This window comes from Bacteroides clarus YIT 12056 (assembly GCF_900129655.1).
In the GTDB taxonomy this organism is placed as follows: domain Bacteria; phylum Bacteroidota; class Bacteroidia; order Bacteroidales; family Bacteroidaceae; genus Bacteroides; species Bacteroides clarus.
Window position 1 is genome coordinate 405,299 of record NZ_FQWK01000002.1, and the last position, 18,761, is coordinate 424,059.

The 18,761-nt window shown below is 45.0% G+C and carries 12 protein-coding genes; 1 reads left to right on the plus strand and 11 read right to left on the minus strand.

Going from position 1 to position 18,761, the window contains the following annotated elements:
• Positions 1 to 58 precede the first annotated feature (58 nt).
• Positions 59 to 1,069: an AI-2E family transporter gene (locus tag BUB52_RS03910; protein ID WP_009122687.1), complete on the plus strand. Its 1,011-nt coding sequence runs from the start codon at positions 59 to 61 to the stop codon at positions 1,067 to 1,069.
• Between the two features lie 25 nt (positions 1,070 to 1,094).
• Here the strand turns inward: BUB52_RS03910 and BUB52_RS03915 are convergent, their stop codons facing one another.
• From BUB52_RS03915 to BUB52_RS03970, 11 genes are all read right to left on the minus strand, one after another.
• Positions 1,095 to 1,748, minus strand: coding sequence for a hypothetical protein (locus BUB52_RS03915; RefSeq protein WP_009122688.1), 654 nt, complete (start codon positions 1,746 to 1,748; stop codon positions 1,095 to 1,097).
• Between the two features lie 186 nt (positions 1,749 to 1,934).
• Positions 1,935 to 3,155 (minus strand): glycoside hydrolase family 88 protein, encoded by a 1,221-nt coding sequence (locus tag BUB52_RS03920; protein WP_039950959.1) that lies wholly within the window; start codon positions 3,153 to 3,155, stop codon positions 1,935 to 1,937.
• 16 nt (positions 3,156 to 3,171) lie between these two features.
• Positions 3,172 to 4,821, minus strand: coding sequence for a glycoside hydrolase family 43 protein (locus BUB52_RS03925; RefSeq protein ID WP_039950960.1), 1,650 nt, complete (start codon positions 4,819 to 4,821; stop codon positions 3,172 to 3,174).
• Between the two features lie 128 nt (positions 4,822 to 4,949).
• On the minus strand, positions 4,950 to 6,896 hold the full coding sequence (locus BUB52_RS03930) for a glycoside hydrolase family 97 protein (protein ID WP_009122692.1): 1,947 nt from the start codon (positions 6,894 to 6,896) through the stop codon (positions 4,950 to 4,952).
• 192 nt (positions 6,897 to 7,088) lie between these two features.
• Positions 7,089 to 8,747 (minus strand): hypothetical protein, encoded by a 1,659-nt coding sequence (locus BUB52_RS03935; RefSeq protein ID WP_009122693.1) that lies wholly within the window; start codon positions 8,745 to 8,747, stop codon positions 7,089 to 7,091.
• Positions 8,748 to 8,758: 11 nt separating this feature from the next.
• The gene (locus BUB52_RS03940) at positions 8,759 to 10,681 is read right to left on the minus strand and encodes a glycoside hydrolase family 127 protein (RefSeq protein WP_039951020.1); all 1,923 of its coding nucleotides are present in this window, start codon (positions 10,679 to 10,681) and stop codon (positions 8,759 to 8,761) included.
• Between the two features lie 578 nt (positions 10,682 to 11,259).
• Positions 11,260 to 13,023 carry a fimbrillin family protein gene (locus tag BUB52_RS03950; RefSeq protein ID WP_009122696.1) on the minus strand — a complete coding sequence of 588 codons (1,764 nt, stop codon included), beginning with the start codon at positions 13,021 to 13,023 and terminating at the stop codon, positions 11,260 to 11,262.
• A 21-nt stretch (positions 13,024 to 13,044) separates the two neighbouring features.
• Positions 13,045 to 14,013: a fimbrillin family protein gene (locus BUB52_RS03955; protein WP_009122697.1), complete on the minus strand. Its 969-nt coding sequence runs from the start codon at positions 14,011 to 14,013 to the stop codon at positions 13,045 to 13,047.
• A 128-nt stretch (positions 14,014 to 14,141) separates the two neighbouring features.
• A complete protein-coding gene (locus BUB52_RS03960; RefSeq protein ID WP_009122698.1) occupies positions 14,142 to 15,500 on the minus strand; it encodes an alginate lyase family protein in 1,359 nt (452 codons plus the stop codon).
• A 42-nt stretch (positions 15,501 to 15,542) separates the two neighbouring features.
• Positions 15,543 to 16,970, minus strand: a complete 1,428-nt coding sequence (locus tag BUB52_RS03965; RefSeq protein WP_009122699.1) for an Ig-like domain-containing protein — start codon at positions 16,968 to 16,970, stop codon at positions 15,543 to 15,545.
• Between the two features lie 30 nt (positions 16,971 to 17,000).
• Positions 17,001 to 18,752 carry a RagB/SusD family nutrient uptake outer membrane protein gene (locus BUB52_RS03970; RefSeq protein ID WP_009122700.1) on the minus strand — a complete coding sequence of 584 codons (1,752 nt, stop codon included), beginning with the start codon at positions 18,750 to 18,752 and terminating at the stop codon, positions 17,001 to 17,003.
• Positions 18,753 to 18,761 lie beyond the last annotated feature (9 nt).

The window sequence follows — 18,761 nt, forward strand, 5'->3', positions numbered from 1 at the left end:
CTTTGCAAAACTTTTCCGGCTCTTATGATGTTTCTTTTCCAAAGAAACAATACACTTTATGAGTACAAAAGAGCAATACTGGAAATATTCGCTGATTACCATTATCATCGGACTGGGGATTATCCTCTTCAGACAAATCACGCCTTTCTTGGGAGGTTTATTAGGAGCGTTGACTATTTATATACTGGTCAGACGCCAGATGATTTATCTGTCCGAAAAACGAAAGATGAAACGCAGCATAGCCGCCACCATCATTACGGCAGAAGCTATTTTATGCTTCCTCGTTCCTTTGGCGTTGGTAGTATGGCTGGCTGTAATAAACCTGCAAAACATCAATCTCGATCCGCAAGCCATCATCGCCCCGTTTGAAGAAGCCGCCGCCGTTATTAAGGCCAAAACCGGATATAACGTATTAGGCGGAGACAGCCTTTCATTCATCATTTCATCCCTGCCACGCATCGGGCAAACGCTAATGGGCGGTATCAGCAGCTTTGCCGTCAATATGTTCGTATTGGTTTTTGTTCTCTACTTCATGTTGATGGGTGGAAAGAAAATGGAGCGATATGTCAACGAGCTTCTTCCCTTCAATGAGGCCAACACGCAGGATGTAGTGCATGAAATCAATATGATTGTCCGTTCCAATGCCATCGGCATACCTTTGCTCGCCATTATACAAGGTGGAGTGGCCATGATCGGTTATTGGATATTCGGTGCCCCCAATATTTTATTCTCGGGATTTCTGACAGGTTTTGCCAGCGTCGTTCCCATGGTAGGTACGGCACTGATATGGGTTCCCATAGCCATATACATGGCACTGATCGGTAATTGGTTCCAAGCGATCGGATTGGCAATCTTCGGCGCCCTCGTTATCTCCCAGCTCGATAACCTGATACGTTTTATCATTCAGAAGAAGATGGCGGATATCCATCCGCTTATCACCATTTTCGGAGTAGTCATCGGTCTCTCTCTTTTTGGATTTATGGGTGTCATTTTCGGTCCGTTACTACTTTCCTTATTCTTTCTCTTTGTCAATATGTTCAAAAAAGGATATCTGGACGGAGAAAGGTAAAGCGGTCATAATTAAGATATACGCATCAGAAACTGTAAAACTCCAGAATCCGTTGAAGCAGCATATCCTGCTCGACTTTATCCCGGGTAAGTTCCATTTGCTTGAAGTCGTACAGCAATTTCAATAAAGCGGCCGCCTGCTTTTCACAAAGGCAGGAACCATGAACCACCTCTACCCAATAAACAGTTTCTCCCCATACATCCGCCGAGAAATCAGGCAGAGTATTCATTAAGGCCGGCTTCTTCCTGACCTTACGGAAAGTCTCCGTCAGATACGATAATATATCGGACATCACCCGCTTACAACGCCCGCGAGAGTTTGAAGCCCCGTTCCTGAAACGCAATAAAAAATAATACCCCAACCACAAATAAACGGCGAACGTTTCCACACGGGACGCTTCTATTCTCTTCCAGAAAGAAGCCAAGGCGGTATCTATCTCTTCCAAAACCCCATCCGTATCACCATTTATATAATATTTCTGGGCGAGACATTCGAAAGTACATCCCCATTTGGCCATATCAACACAGCTTTGGGTGTCCCGCATTACCAGCCGCGCTTGTTCCAGCAGCTGAAACGCCTCTGTTTCAGACTCACGGCACGTATCGTAAAACCGCGACTGATGAAAGAGCAAGATAGACTGACACAATAATCCATCCAAAGTGTATTCTGTACTTTCCATATATAATTATTCATTAAGGCGCACGAAAATACAAATAAAGAAAGATATATCAAATAAGATAATCAAAACAACCCCTGTTTCACTATCCATTTTATACCCTCGAGAACAAGTTTCGTTCGTCTCTTAAAAGCAATAAAGAAAGTGTGTCAAAATACACTTGATGATTTTTTAGGCACGGATTACACGTCAGCCTATGACAGGCTTCCCTTCCTGCAATCTCTTCAAACGTAACAATGCCTCTATATAATAGTAATCCGCATAAATGATGGAAGCATCTATTTCCGAATTGGCCGGCCGGTGTCCTGTGGAATGGAGCAAGAATGCCGGACTTGCTTCACCGCACTGATAGTTATCCGTACTCAGGCTCGTTAGCATTTTTATCGCCGCATCTCTATACCGTTCTCCCTTATCACCGGGCAAGTAGGTGGAAAGTTCCAGCAATGCGGAAGCCACTACACAGGCGGCAGAAGCGTCACGGGGAGCATCGGGTATGGCGGGGTCATTGAAATCCCAGTAGGGAACATAGTCTTCGGGCAGATTCTTCAAATACACATCGGTCACCTTCTGCACAAAATCCAGATAACGGCAGTCTTTGGTTTCACGATACACTACCGTATATCCATAGACAGCCCAAGCCTGGCCGCGCGCCCACATGCTGTTATCGGCATATCCCTGATGGGTAACTCCCTTGATGAAATCGCCGGTCAGCGTATCGTAAACGGCTACATGATAAGAAGTATAATCAGGCCGGAAATGATACTTCATCGTTTTATCGGCATGAGAAATGGCAATATCCGCCAGATAAGGATTTCCGCCATTCTTTGCCGCCCAAAACAGCATTTCCAGATTTATCATATTATCCATGATTGTGTTGTGTCCGCCAAACAGCTCTACATTGCGGGGCCATGACAGCATTGTGCCTACCTGCGGTTTGAACAGTGTGGCCAATGTATCCGCCGTATCCAAAATCACTTGCTTGTAAACCGGATTTTGCGTCAGGCGATAGCCGTTGCCGTAACTGCAAAAAATAAGGAAACCCAAGTCATGGTCGAATGCGGGGGTTCTGGAAAGGAACTCCAATGAAGAGGTAAATTTCTCCGCTTCCTCTTTTATCCGCTTGTCACCGCTATATTCGTAATCATACCACAGCACACCGGGCCAAAAACCGGCGCACCACTCTTCTTTCGTTGCCTTACGGCAGTTCCAATCGTTTTGACCGTTCAGTATATTGCGGGGCATCATAGTGTAATCCACCACACCATTCGTGTCATGCAACCGACTTAATGTACGCTCCACCTGACGATTACAATAATCCAGTGCCTCGCCAACATGAAACTTATTTTCCGTAGTAGTACAGGCAGATAACAGGCAGACGCCCAGAGCTGCCAACAGAGTTTTTGTCTTCATATCCGATTTTATTCTTTTATTTCTCAACATGGAACCAGTCGGCATCCACCCAACCGCGTTCTTTACCGTAAGGAGCCGTACTGAACAGTCCGACCTTAGCCCCTATCCATTTTCCCTGACGGGCAGTAAAAGGACTCCCGGCAACTGTATACAGCTTGCCGTCCAAACTATAAGAGAAGCGGCAGACACCGCCTTTCTCCACTTTTACCCTCAGGTAGATTTCCCTTTCATAATTGGGATACAGGCCGGCTTCATAAATTCGGCTTGCCGGAATTTCCGCCAGACGGACAATCGTTTCCGGCGCATTCTGCTCGGCATCTTTACAAACGGCTTGTTTCAATACAAACAGTTCACCTACCTTTTCCACACCGATATAGCTGTAATCCCAGCCCATTACGATAAGTCCCGATTGCTGTCCGTCCATTTTGGCGGATACTTTCAGTTTGGCGGTAGCCGTGAATCTTTCCGCCGGAAACTTCTGCAACAACAGATTAGGCACTTCCCAGAAATTCACGAAATTCTCCGAAAGCACATGCCCGTAGATACGGACAAAGCCTAAATCCGAGGTAAAGCCGAAAGTATCCTGATAATTAGCGTGCCACTCCCATTGCAATCCCAGTCGGCGGGTATTAAACTCGTCGCTTTCCGCAGGAGTTTCCACGGGATAAGTCCCGCCTACATCCGGTTTCCTGTAAACGGTAACCGGTTCACCGCAACCGTCACCGTCTTTATCCGCACCGATTACCGGCCAGTCATTCACCCAAGCCATCGGGTTCAGGTGAATCACACGTCCGTACATCGCTTTATCTTGAAAATGAACAAACCACGATTCCCCTTTACCGGTATCTACCCACGCTCCCTGGTGGGGGCCGTTAATATTCGTCTTGCCCTGCGCCATCACGATTTTCGACTCGTACGGCCCGTATATGTTACGCGAGCGCAACACCAACTGCCAACCCGTAGCCACACCGCCTGCAGGAGCGAAAATATAATAATAACCGTTGCGTTTATAGAGCTTCGGTCCTTCTACCGTATGGTTCACTCCGTCGTTCCCGTCATAAACGAGTACCGGATTACCGATAACCTGTGTACCTTCCGCATTCATCCCGCATACCACCACAATACTGTTCATCTTCGAGCGACTGCCGGCCCAGGCATGTACCAGATAAATCTGTCCGTCCTCATCCCACAGCGGCGCAGGGTCTATCATTCCTTTACCGGCTTTCACAAGTACGGGTTTCTCCCATTCGCCGGCAGGGTCTTTTGTCTTTACCATGAAGATGCCGAAATCCGGGTCGCCCCAATAGATGTAAAATTCCCCTTTATGGTAACGTATGGACGGAGCCCACACTCCCTTACCGTGGCGGGTGGAATTATAAAACTCTTTCGGCTCCAGCTCCTTCAAGGCATAATTGATAATACGCCAATTCACCAAATCCTTAGAATGGAGAATAGGCAGCCCCGGCGTACATCCGAAGCTGGAAGCGGTCATATAAAAATCATCACCGGCCGCACAAACATCAGGGTCGGAGTAATCGGCATGCAATACCGGATTTCTATAAGTACCGTTACCCTGATCCGACACCCATACCTCGGATACGTATTGCGCTTCCGCCTGCAAACAGACGGTACATAACATGCCAATAATCAGCGTTAATCTTTTCATCTTACAATTAATAAACATCCCGGAAACAATACTTCAATCACCTTATCGTATTTATACCCTATTTTACTTAAAACATTCATTTACCAATACGAACAAACCATACCGATTACTCAACACAAAGTGAAGTTTTATAATACTTCCCCCTTATATTTCTTGTATTTCTTGGCTTCATCCTTACTTACGGGCACAAAACGGACGGCAGCTCCGCCACTTGGTTTTAAATCGAACTTCATCACTTTAGAAGCATCCGTCAGCAGATACGAGCACTTCACCTGCGTACGGGTCTTGACTTCTTTCCCGCCATCCGTATAGATATACGCAAGGTAAGTCTTGCCCTTATCGAGGAAAGAGAGCGATACATTCTCTTTTGAACCGTCGTTATTCGTCATAGCCGCCAAGAACCATTCCTGCCCCTTTCGACGGGCCATTGTGATATTCTTACCCGGTGTTCCGTCCAATACTTTCGTATCATCAAAGACCGTTTGCAAGTTTTCAAACCACTCTACTTCCGGTTCGCCATGATAGAAAGAGGGTTTATCATACCAGAAGATTGTTTGCAACGGACTGTAAAACACCAATGATGCCGCCAACTGATGCGCGTGTGTTGTTTTCAAACGCTTGTCGAAATAACAGATTGTATAATCCGCCGCACCGTTTATCATACGGGTAAAAGGCAACGTTACATTGTGTGTAGCATCCGGAAACTCCTCATTTCCGCAAATACCTTCCTGAGTAAGAAGATTGGGATACGTGCGACTGAAGCCGGACGGGCGGTACTCATCGTGTATATTCATCATCAGATGATTTTCGGCAGCCAGACGAACCAGGTCGTGCAACCACGTAGCCCAGCGGTGGCTGGCATACTGTACAAAACCGGACTTCACGCCTACAATACCCCATTCCCGAAGTATCGGAAAGAGTTCACGCGCCTGCTTCATCAAGGCATGCTGGTTGACGTACACCCAAACACCAACCCCTTTTTCCTTTCCGTAAGCCACCACACGCGGCATATCCAATTTATCTACCACTTTGGTAGCGTCTCCGTCGTGCGAAGTACACGGCAAATACCACAGCCAGTCGAAAAGCATGTAAGGAATGTTATGTTCGGCGCAGAAGTCAATCGTTGCGACAGCCCCTTCGGTGCTGATGGTTGTTTCGCGCATGATAGTACCCGGTCTCACCCACTCGGCGGCATCCGCTATTTCACAGGGCGGGTTCAGATTTTGGATAATATCGTTATGTTCCAACAAATCTCCCGGTTTCTCAGCGGTCATTATCACTTTCCACGGAGTAGCGTAGTAAGTCACTACATCTACCGGGCTATACATCACGGAAGTCAGCGTATTCTTTTTCACTGCCGAAGCCTGATATTTGGTAAGGCACCAATCGTCCGCATCGGCATCCAGCAATGCGGTCCACAGGCCGCCGGGCAATTCCAACGTCAGGGCACGTTCTACGGGACGCTTCAGCTCATTGATATCCAGATATTCAAAGAAAGCCTGCGCCCATTGTTCCGACCATGCTTTCGTACCGGCAGGCAAGGTATATTCCGTCAAATCACCCACTACTTTGTGAAATGTAGCACGGGGGTGTTCGGGAAAGAAATAACGGAAGGCAACCCCTTCGTCATAAGCGCGCACTTCTATATCAAGACGATACAAAGAACCGTCTTTCTTGGAAAGATGGAGTGTCGCCGCGTTATAATGGTCGCGCACTTCGCTACGTTCACCGTAAAGAGGTTTCCAGATATTATCCGCTGTCGGTGTATAAGTTACAGAGTCTACTTCAAGGTTGTCCATCCAACAGGCGGGCTGTATAAGCTTGCGCTGTCCCAATGCCATTTCCCAGATGCGGTTATCCAGTTCCAACCCGGCACACGATTCTTCTATAACGGATTGTCCCTTGAAAGAGACCTGATAAAACAAACCGTTGACGGCGGGAGCAGTCTGCTTTTGATAGAAACTTATTTCCTGTATACCGCCCGGAGAGGTTAGTCTCAATTCCCGGGCATTACCCGCAAACATAAAAGCGGCATATACGAATGTACCTAATAGAAATCCTATTATTTTATTCATTACTGCAAGTGTATCTTTAAGTAAGTGTTGAACTTTATTTGTATCAAGAGTCTCTGAATGACAGATAGTATAAGCTACTTATACGTATTTACTTAATATTTCATATTATCGCTATATCATGAGCATCCGTTTACTTTCCAATTACAATACGAACAAGAAGCACACGACACTTAACGCACATTCAATAAAAGCTCATTTTTCAATAAAGAACGTACGTTCTACGGGCTCTGCCGTCTGTACGTTTCCAATAATACCGTATTGCCAAGCTACTACCGTCACCCTCAGCGGATACTTGCTGCGGGGCGGTATCTTAGTAAATATCAACTTATCTCCCTTGATTGTCGCAGGCCCTTCTTTTATGTAATAATATACAGGCAGCCCGCAATCGGATGTCGCATCGAGCGTAACGGATTCCGTTCCGGCTTTCACATTCTCGATGCCGGGAAAAAGAATACATTGTCTCCGTCCCTCGGTAAGAGGATAAGGAATATTAAAACTGAGCTCCTGTACGCATTCCTTATATTGCCGGTCTCCCCCGGCGCTTGCTACCAGCGTAATGCTCGAAGTTCGCTTTTTATTGGTTGTCCCCATACGGTAGAAGTCAAGGACGAAAGTCGTATCATTGACCCGCTTCACCGGACCGCAAATACGCTCAATCCGAGGCACGGCAATCGAATGTTTGTCTGCCAAAGAAGCGCGCAGACTATCGGTATATACCGCTTTCAGATGAAACGTTACGCCGTCAGCTTCGGGTAAAAAACGAGCGGAAAGCGTGACATGTGATTGCGGATTATATGGAACAAGCCATTCTTCCTGCATAAAACTGACATATTGCGGAAGTAAGTCATGTTCCTGACGATAAAAATCTTCGGTCAGTTCCGCCATCTCACGGTCAAAGTACCAGAAAGCATCGTGGCGATCGCCTGTATATTGCCGGTAAGGAGCAGGCTTTGCGCGGCGGGGTTGTTTCGTGAGGCGTGCTGTACGCACTTCTCCCTGCGGTTCTTGTGTACCCGTACGCCAACATTCGACAAGCCAGCCTTCACGGGGATTCAATTTCTTCAAGACAGCCGGTTTATTCCCATCCACATCCGCGGGAATCCTATGTTCTACCGCTTTCTTCAAGAAAAGACCGATATAATCGGCTGTACGGTCGGCCACATCAAAATGTCCTCGTCCGGCATCACAAAGAAAAGATATACAACTTTCGGGATACATCATACGAAAAGCCAAAGCCGGATTAACGCGCGCTTCCCACCATTCATACTCTCCTTCAACCATTAAACCGGGAATGCCGTCGATGTTGCGCGTACGTCCCCACTCCAGATTGGCACCGCCGTAGCCTGTCAGGTTAGTACGCGGAGCATCGCCGTGGTAAGAAATAATCGCTAACGTACGTTCCGGATTCCATGCCGCAAAGTTCCAGGGGAAGGTTGCCATTGCCGAATGTCCTAAAGGAACAACAGGCGCGGCTTTCAATTCATCGTAACCGCTCGTTTCCGCCAGATCGTCCAGCGCAGCCAGCAACGCGTCATTACATCCCGTACTCACATCCCAAGGAAAATCAAGTATAGGCGTAATCCACACCAAGGCGACGCCCGCTTCCTGCATCCGCTTGCGGAATAGCGGGTTTTCGAACAGGGTTTCTTCACACATATTATGCTGCCCTACCACCACGGCTTTCACTTGCCCGCAATCGTCGGGTATCCACAGAAAGGCCTGCGGATGCGCTTCGGTTTCCTGCGAAATCATCGAAGGAATCTGTACCGACCACTGCCATTCGGCAGCTACACCTGTCATTCTTCCCCCAAAAAGAATGGAAAGGAAAATCCAAAGAGAAAGATGTTTCATACCATAACCTGTTACTTATCCTTTAAATCCCAATATACCACATATCTCTGATGATGCATATCGTACAGCGGTCGAAGTACATCACCTTGTTCCGTAGTGAATTTCAATTCCTTTCCAACCCGTTGCAACACACGTGCCGGATGCTTACGGTCTATCGCCATCGTTGTTTTCAAACCTGCCGGAATATGGTAATCATAAGTATAATAATCATTATAAAGCTCCGGATTGGAGAAAGGCGCCGGAGCCTGCATTCCTTCCGTACCGCGTTCTCCTGCCAATACCAGCGGCCCATAGAGCAACGCGCCCTTTTGAGGATTGTCCGGAGTAGTTTCCAAATGCACCCGCATCGGATAAGCAGCCTCGATGCGATCACCGTTTTGCCACAGACGGTTCAAAGCAATATAAGAACCGGGCTTCCGCTTTACTTGTACCTTCTTCCCGTTAACACGCACCGTCACCTTTTCACTCCATGACGGATAACGTAAATAGACGGTGGTCCGCACCGGACGGTCAGCCTCAACTGTCAGTACGGTTGCTTCCCCTGCGGGGAAAGCCGTTTCCTGTTTCAAAGTTATCCCTTTTTCTTTCCACCGGACAACGGAAGGGATAAACAGATTTATATAAATGCCCGCTGCACTGCGGTAGTAAATGCCCTCCCCATACTTGGCATGGTTCTCGAACCCGCTTCCTACACAGCACCAAAAAGAGTTTTCCTTTGTGCTATATACTTTATGCGCCCCCGACAGCAAAGGCAGAAAGTAACAAACCATGCCGGTCTGCGGATCTTGCTGTCCCAAAATATGGTTATACAAGGCTCTTTCGTAATAATCGGCTATGCGCGCATCCGGCTGCCAGCAGAACAAGTGTCGGCTCAGCTTCAACATATTATAGGTGCAACAAGTCTCACCCGTATAGCCATTCAGGAAGTGCGAGAAACGTTTTGTATCGAAATAATGCTCTTTCTGACTGCTGCATCCGGGAGCAAACGTGTGATGGTCTATCATGGTGTGCCAGAAGAAGTCACTCAATGCTTTACTGTCTTTATCTCCTGTCAGCTCATAATTACGGGCTTCTGCCAGTACCTTCGGTATAAACGTGTTCGTATGTTTCGTGCCCAAATCATCATTTTGCTCTTTCAAAGGGTCTATCACATCATTATGATAGAAAAAGTGCGCCAACCAACGGTAACGTTCGTCACCGGTAACGGCATACAAATTATAGAATGATTCATTGATACCGCCAAACTCGTTGCGTATCATCCTCCGACGCGTTTCTTCGCTCAACGGCTTTAGTTTATCGTATGCCCAATCACCCATTTTCGTCACAACAGCCAATGCCTGCGCATTATCCGCATAGAGATATTGGTCTATCAGGCCGGAAAACAGTTTGTGCAATGTGTACCACGGCGCCCAGACAGACTGTCCCTTAATATTGCGGTTTATCAGCTCCTCGGGAAACGCGCTCAGATAACCATTGCCCAACGCATCCTGCACTTTACCCAGCTCCGTCACAATGCTATCGCCTTTCAGTTTAAAGATTTCGCTACCCGTAGCGGCATACATCAGTCCGTATGCCGAGAGCAAATGTCCTGTGGTATGTCCGCGTAATTCACAATCCAAAGACTCCCAACCGCCATACTTTTTCACAGTCACATATCCGCCCTCACGGCCTGCCCATATACCGGCATTCGTTCGGAAGCTATGTATCAAACGATTCACATCTATCGAAGTCATCCACACCGAATCACGCAACATATTATCACGAAAACGACTTGGCAGCAAACGAACATCCTGCAGATCAAAACTCTCTACCTTGACCGGAGCCACCGTATTCAATTTCATCTTACCCGCAAATTGTCCGGGATAAACGGATTGCGCAGACAGTGTACCCGCCACCCACACGCATAAAGCGAAAATAATGGTCTTATACTTCATATATATATCCTTGGTATTTTTAATAAAGATACGAATGAAAGTGTGGAAATACCTAAAGTTATTCATAAGTTTATGGTAAAAAGCGGCATAAGAATTTAAAGTATAACTAAAACATTTGGGATAGAATAGAAAAGTTTGAAGTATAATTAAAACTTTCAGCATATGAAGTTTCCCAAAAATATCATAGGAAAAGAAAAATATATGGAAAGATTACATCTTTCATGCGAAAAAACATCGTCAAGAAACAGTGAACGAATATATGAAAAGTATATATTCCACCATTGTATTCCGTGACGTCATCAGCCGCTATAACCTGAGAAATACGTTTTTTCTTGAGAAACTGATACAATGTCTGTCGGAAAATACAGGAAGCCTCTTCCCCGCCAAAAACATCTGTGATTATTTAAAATCACAGTATTCCACCATATCCGTCAATCAAATACAAAGTATCTTACTAACATACCCCAAAAAAAAGCGGCTACCAATTATATGGTAGCCGCTTGAAGTTCAATGAGTGACAATGGAATATAAGCCATTGTCTTAAGACTCTTGAATGTACATTAATACAAGAATGTGTACTAAAAAGCTAAAATCGGACGAGTAATAAACGTCTTATTATTATCACCGCTTTTATTCCTCTTTAAAAATTTAAGAGTCTGATCATTGGAATTTAAGGATTTATCCATATTTTCATATTGGTATTTCCATTCAAGCGCCCATATTTCAGTAGAACTATACTCGGCAGATGTCAGCCAAAAATGGGCTGTTGGGCTTTTTTCCGCACTAAAAGATAAATTCTTATCAACGGCAGCAATACTACGAACCAAATGCTCTGCAGCACACTTCCGCGCTTTTTGAGCTTTCTTTAAATCAAATATTGTTTTATACTCATCAGCAATTTTCTCATAAGGTATTCCATAATCTGTTCCTATACAGAAATTATTAATTAATAATAATAGTTCTCCTGGACTTGGCATAAACCAACCACTTGTTGCTATATCTGACACTGCATAGTCTGCATTTACGAAACCAAATTCTAAAGCAGCTCCAAGCGCCTTGGAATTACCATTGGTGCCATTACGATGAGTTAATTCATAGCCATTCAATGTATCAAAAAAGTCAGTACATCCTTCAGCATTCGTGGCTGTATAATTATTATACTCACTTGTAAAAGTTACAGGATACCATTCAATACTTTCTGGAGCTTCTAAAGCAAATACATATCCTTTATTCCAAATTCTATCATTATCACTATTTGTTACTAAAACATCATCCACTGCAAATACAATACCCAAGCACCCTTCAACTAAAGGTTTTTGGTAAGTATTCGCAAATGTAACCGTCATATCACCTTCATTAACAACGATTTGTTCTGCTGTCGGCCCTGGATAGATACTTCCATCCGCATAGTAATAGTCGCCTACCGCAATAGCACGCTGAGTATAAGAACCTACAGCCCCCGTTGCATTAATTTTATACTTCATATATTTACCGGCTTCCAATTTCACTTTCTTTGCTTCCAACTGAATCGGTGTGCTATATATTAACTCCCCTGCCAAAGCATAATCCGTATCTGGCTTTACAAGGAAACGGAACAGGCTGTAAGCTTTAGCATCCCCAGTACCAGCTTCTCCTTCTGTCTTAATAGAAAGAGGATACATTGTAAGCGGTTTACTGTCCAAAGTAAAATCCTTCGTAAAAGGTTCTGCATAAGTAAAATTCTTAGCTTCATCTAAATAAGCCTTCACAGGTACTTCAATTTCCACTAATGCAAATTGGTGCTTAAAGTTGAAAGAAAGAGATTTGTTATTTGCATCTCCCCCGTCAGACGGTTCAGCAGACGCCAGCATCAAGTCAAGAGAAGGGTAGGCAACAGACTGATCATTTCCGGCAGCTTCCAATTTCTCGGTAAAATAGTTTTTGATTTTAACCTGCAAATCTTCGATACCGGTTACATCGGTAATATTCAGTTTTTCATCATAAGGAGAATAAGCCACATAAGCCGTATTCTTATAATAATATATTTTATTATCATTACCCGTCCAGTCCGCTTCCGCATATTTCAAAGACATGTTCTGGACCAACAACTTATCATCTGTAGAACGGATGGCGAAAATACCAATCTCATCTCCGGCTTCAAATTTAGTATCTGCATCCTCATTGATTATACGAGTATTTGCATCGGATGATACAAAATCCGAAGCTGTTGCATAGATAGTAAGCTGTCCCTCGTTCTTTATCGATGTTACATCCAATTCATCATTTTGACTACAACCTGCCACGAAAGCTGCCGCCAACATCATTACTGATAGTTTGAAAATGTTTTTCATATTCATATTCATATTCTTTGATTATTATTTCATTTAGTTTTCATCAATTGGTTGTTTTTCTTCCCAATCTTCTGATTTGGAGCTGTCCCAAGCACCGCTTCCACCTGTAACAGGTTTGTTTTCTATAGTATTGCCATCCATTTCTTCAGATGCTCCACCATTCCAAGAATTATCAGTACCCATTTCCGGCTTATTCTCTATGGTATTACCTTCCAAACTGTCCTCACTCATATCCCAAGAAGATAAATCTTTGAAAGTCACATTGATTCCATCTTCCGACACCTCAAGTTCCATACCTTTTGCGATACCTTGTCCCAGAGTCAAATCTTCTTCAAGTATATACGTATAGGTACGTTCATCTGGTAAGGTTACTTCCATAAATTCCGTTCCCGCAGTAATAGTCTGTGGAACAATCAAAGCCTTACCTTTGGCTGTAGCGCGTACTACAGTACCTTTTTCTACATTTTGCAAGTTTAGATACTTGATTATAATATTGTTGTAACTTACACCGGGTAAGGTGGAATTCAAATCACATACTATTTGGGTGTTACGATGACGGAAAGAAATATCAGAAGCAGAAAAAGGAACATCCTGTGTCACCACTTCCAAGTGATCGCTTTCCCAATATCCACTACCGCTTTGGTCTGCTTTTACTACAGGAATTTCCGGCTTGACACCTTCATTATAAGGATACCAAGCATTTACGGTCAGCTCTGTTTTATCACCCCAGTAGAACGGGTCTGAAGAGGTCAGGTTGCCCATTTCATCCACAGTATAAGGCTTCACTATACCGTCTATCTCTATCGCTACGGTACGATCGGCAAGACCTGCCCAATTGTCATTGGTTGTCAAGCGAGTATCAGCTCCGGCAGTCTGCATCGGTACAAATCCGGCAGTAAACTTTACTTCCGCCCCATCAGCTCCCTGCGGCGCTTCATCATCTCCGCAAGAAGCCAGGAAAAGAGCTAAAACAGCTGTCAGTAAAAATTTTCCTTTTATCATACTATTCGATTTAAATAATCTCGTTAACATCAGAGTTTCATTGTTTTGAAGTAAGATACGGATGAGCGGAACATACCGCTCAAAGCCGTATTTACTTTTTGCTATATTAATACCTCTTAGGTTCTTCTCTATTCGTAATAAAACATAAGCGTACTATAACCAAGTTGGTCGAGCGCACCGCCACTGCCGCCGTATTGTTCCGGTCCGGCATCGGGGCGAAGACGAGAAGCGAATTCACCGCAATATTTGGCAGACATCCCCACTTTCTTACAATGTCCGTACCACAAATCCCATATAGGGCGTTTACCGCCACGACCTGTTTCCGCACCGTTACTACGCAATTCTACTGCCGAAGGTTCGTCCATTTGTTCGTCACAATAAAAATAAGCCGTATACGGGAATCCTACGCGTGTATAGCTGAACCATTCGTTATTGCCACCCGGTACCTGATCTGCAAACTCCGGTTTGAAGACATTGTATTTGGCTACATATTCAGCCATCGCCACTACACGGCCGTTACCATAAGCAAATAAGTCTTCACCGATATTATACGCCATCTTACAGAAATACCCCATCAATGCACAGCATAACATGGCGTGTCCCTGGTCGCGACCGGACTCCTGACATTGTCCCAGCTTCTCGCCCGAACCGTCCGGATCATCATACAAATGCAGTACGGCGGTATTCACATTGCCCGGACCTATACCATTCTTGAAATATTGGATTACCTTATTTATCATTTCCTGATTATCGCTCAAAATACCGATAGAAAGGATGGCGGTCATTTGCGCCAGATCCCAGTTGAGCCAATAATGGTCGGCTGTATTATTGTGACGGACAAGAAAATCGTCTGCCATAGCATAGAATGTGCTTTCTATCCATTGAACGAAAGCCTTAAACTCTTCCGTCTCACCCCACTTATCATATCCTCTTAGGATTTCGGCGGCATTGGCGAGCTGATAAGCCTGAATAGCTATCAACAGTTCGTTCGGGTCTATCAAACTACCGTTCTCACGATAAATGCCCTTACAATTCTTTGCCCAAGCATTCAAAATGGATTTGGCGGCGTCACCATATTCTTTCTTATCGGAAAGTTTCCAGCGTAATGCCAATTGATAAGCCGCGGCGGCATCATTTGCCAGATTGGTATAATTTACGTAATCAGGATGTTTATTTTCCCAATTGGTCTTATCCAAACGTTTCAACCATTCCACAGGATCGGCCTGATAAGCAGGATTTGCAAATTTACTGCTTTCCAATGACGCGTAAGCGTCCGCCCAAGGTTGCGCAGAAGCGGCAAGCTTTTCTTTTACATACGTAAAATCGGCTTCCGAGTGCAACATACACGGATGATTCAGTGTAAATTCTATCTTTTCCGGTGCCTCCCATTCATCAAAGTTAATGGGAGCGCCGTCCTCTATCTCTGTGCATGAGCAGAAACTCAATGCAGCGGTAACCGCCAATGTATAAATAAAGTCCATCTTCATATCTTCTGTTATTTTATTCTATATGATTATAACTTATCATTCTTATTTATTTGCCGCAATTTGATCTTCGGCAAACCGAACAGCTTCTTCCGCAGATGCAAAGGTACGTATCCAATATACTTCGTACTGGCCGGTGGGAAGTTCGGCAGATGTCATATCGGCTACCTTGATTTGGAAAGTTTTGAATGTCACTTCACCTTCCGGGAAACTGCTATTCAGCGATTTTACATCATAAATTAACAGTTTCGTATCATCAGAAAGTCTTTCTCCCTTTTTCAAGCTTGTTTTACCACTCTCTCCGGAGGTTGAAATCAAATCAATCGTATAGCCATTTTTAGCAATATCAGGCAGATTTGTGCAAAGTGCAATGACCGGATAGTTCATAAGATCCATCACTACCTTACCATTGTCTTTTGCCAATAATAAATCGGCACGCCTGCTACCTTTACCATCATCAGCAGTAGTCACTACCATGCGGTCTTCGGTCACCTCGAAGTGTGATCCTGTAGTATTCGTGCCCCAGCCTTTGAAACCGCAAGCGGCATCCCATACCCACCAACCGGTAGTAACTTTCACCGTTGTAGCAGCCTTATTGCCCGTAGCACGGCAAGTACCCGTAACCGTAGCCTCACCAAAACCTACGGCTGTAACCTTACCATTCTTCACCGTAACCACGTTTTCATCACTCGATTCCCAGTCCACCGAATTGGCAACGGCTATCTCCGGCACGAATGTACAACTCAATTTAGCCGTCTGATACATATGTAAAGCAGGCAAATCTTCGATGGATATATCTTCGGCGTTTACTATCTCATTAATCACAAGCGGGAACTCACCCCGGTAGCCACTGCCATCATGAGTATAAGCGTAAATAACCACATTTCCCGGTGTAACGGCAGTTACCGTCCCGTCTTCCGCGACAGTAGCAATCGTTTCATCGCTACTGCCCCATGTAAGATAAGAATAGGTATGATTTTCAGGCAACAGCGTATAAGTCAGTTTCTGTTCATCACCCGGATAAAGAGAGGTAAGCGGATTGCCCTCATCATCTTTATTCGTCAACCGAATATCGGTAACTTCTATAATTTCGGGAATGACACTCACCGTAATCGTCTTCTCTGTGACATCGGTAACTCCAAAGCCTATAACAGGTTTTACCGTAATAACAGCTTCACCCTCGGTAAGCGCCGTGATTGTACCGTTTTGAGAGACAGCGGCCACTTTCTCATTAGAGGAAGTCCACATCACTTCTTTATCGGCGGCATCTTCCGGTGCAACCTTATATACAATAGTACTATCCATGCCTACGGCCAAAGGCAATTTAGAAGTCACTTTCAACTCAATGGAATTGATAAGCTGTTGTTCAGGCATACCCGTTGTAAACTCCTGCTCTTTATCGCAGGAAGCCAAAAAGAGACATCCCGTCAATGTACCGGCAAGCAGGAACTGATTCATATATATCTTTTTCATAACGCTTTTCTATTTTTATAAGTTTACCGCTTATTTATCCCAACCCGGATTTTGTTTCAAATTCGGATTCAATTGCAACTGGTCTTTCGGCAAAGGGAATAAATAATGTTTGTCCTGCCACTGACGGCCTGTTTCCATTACAATTACCCCTTCGCTGTTACGAGGATAAGGACATGCAGACCATTTGGCTTCAAATTCTGTTCCCGCCCACTTTACACCGAGTATATCTTGCGGCATTTCCGTTTCCGCAGTCTTCCAACGCTTCAAATCATCCAAGCGGAAACCCTCATGGAACAACTCGACAGTGCGTTCGCGACGGATTTCTTCACGCATGCTCAATCCGTTGTCATTCACAAGCTTGTTGGTCAGCCCCGGCATATTGGGATTTACACGGGTACGGACAAGATTCAGGGAAAGATTCAAATCCGTATCCTCTATTTTCCCGTCACGTTCATAAACAGCCTCAGCATAGTTCAGCAAAACCTCGGCGTAACGGATAACCGGATAATCAAAGCCCTCGAAATTATCTTTCACCAAGCGTTCGGAAGCCCACTTCTGATTATGATAACCGGTTCCGCTGCTGGGAGTAAAGTTTTTGATAGCCGCATTGCTTTGGTCGGAGGCATCATTCCATGTCAGGCGGCATCCCGGATTACTGTTGTTCCAGAAATAATCTCCCGGTTTGGCAAGCGTATAGCGCATACGGTTGTCACGGTTCTCCCATTCGGAAGTCAGCGTCGCATATTCCTGGAATTGTGCATTCTTCACACCATTCATGTAAATAGGAAGTCCGTTTTGGCAAAGGTACATATTGGCGAACTTACGGCTCACCCATACCATATTAATCAGATTAGTCTTCGTGATGTTCTTGCCGATAGGAGCCAAAGACTCATCGTAGCGACGCGCAAAGATATATTCTTTGTTAGCGCTTTTTTGTATACCGGCCGGATTGGATTTGGCATCCTCAAGAATAAACATATACTTCTGCGCCTTTTCTTTCAGGGCATCCGGCTTAAACAGACTGAACGTCTTACTGTCAATAACCTGCTTAGCCGCTTTTGCCGCAATATCCAACAACTCACGTCCCCGTTCTTCATTTCCACGGAACTTTTGCCAAGTACCTTCATAAAGAGCCACACGCGAGAGAAACGCCCAACACCCCTCACGACTGATACGTCCCGCATCATCCGTAGTCAGCTCAGCAAAACGGGGTAACATAGGAGCGGCAGTTTCAAGGTCTTCTATGATAAAATCAGCCACTTCGCTACGGTCGTTCTGAGCTACTCTCAATTCCGGTGAAGTCACATCCAAAGGTTGGGTAATGATGATGGCGTCACCATAGAACTGCAACAAATCAAAATAGGAATAGGCACGAAAGAAATAAGCCTCGCCTACATACTGCGCAATATCCGCGGGAGTGGAATATTTCTCCGCATTCTGTAACAACAAGTTAGTACGCCGGATATGCGCATAACAGGAGCCGTAATTGCCATCGGACTCTTGCACCGAGTTAGAACCGTTGCTGAAACGATTACGGTCGTCGCGACTTGTGAAAAGGTCGGAATTATAATCCGAGTGTAACGGCTTGGTCGAGTTATTGTCCAACGAGCCGAAATCACGTGTCCAACCGTAGAACTGATTGGCAAACAACTGGAACTCGGAAGGAGAACTCCATAAATTGGATTCGGCCAACTGGTCTTTCGGTTCTAAGTCGAGGCAGGATTGGGACAGGATTCCCATTGCCGCCACTGCCAAAATAGCTTTAATCTTATGTAGTTTCATAATAATCTG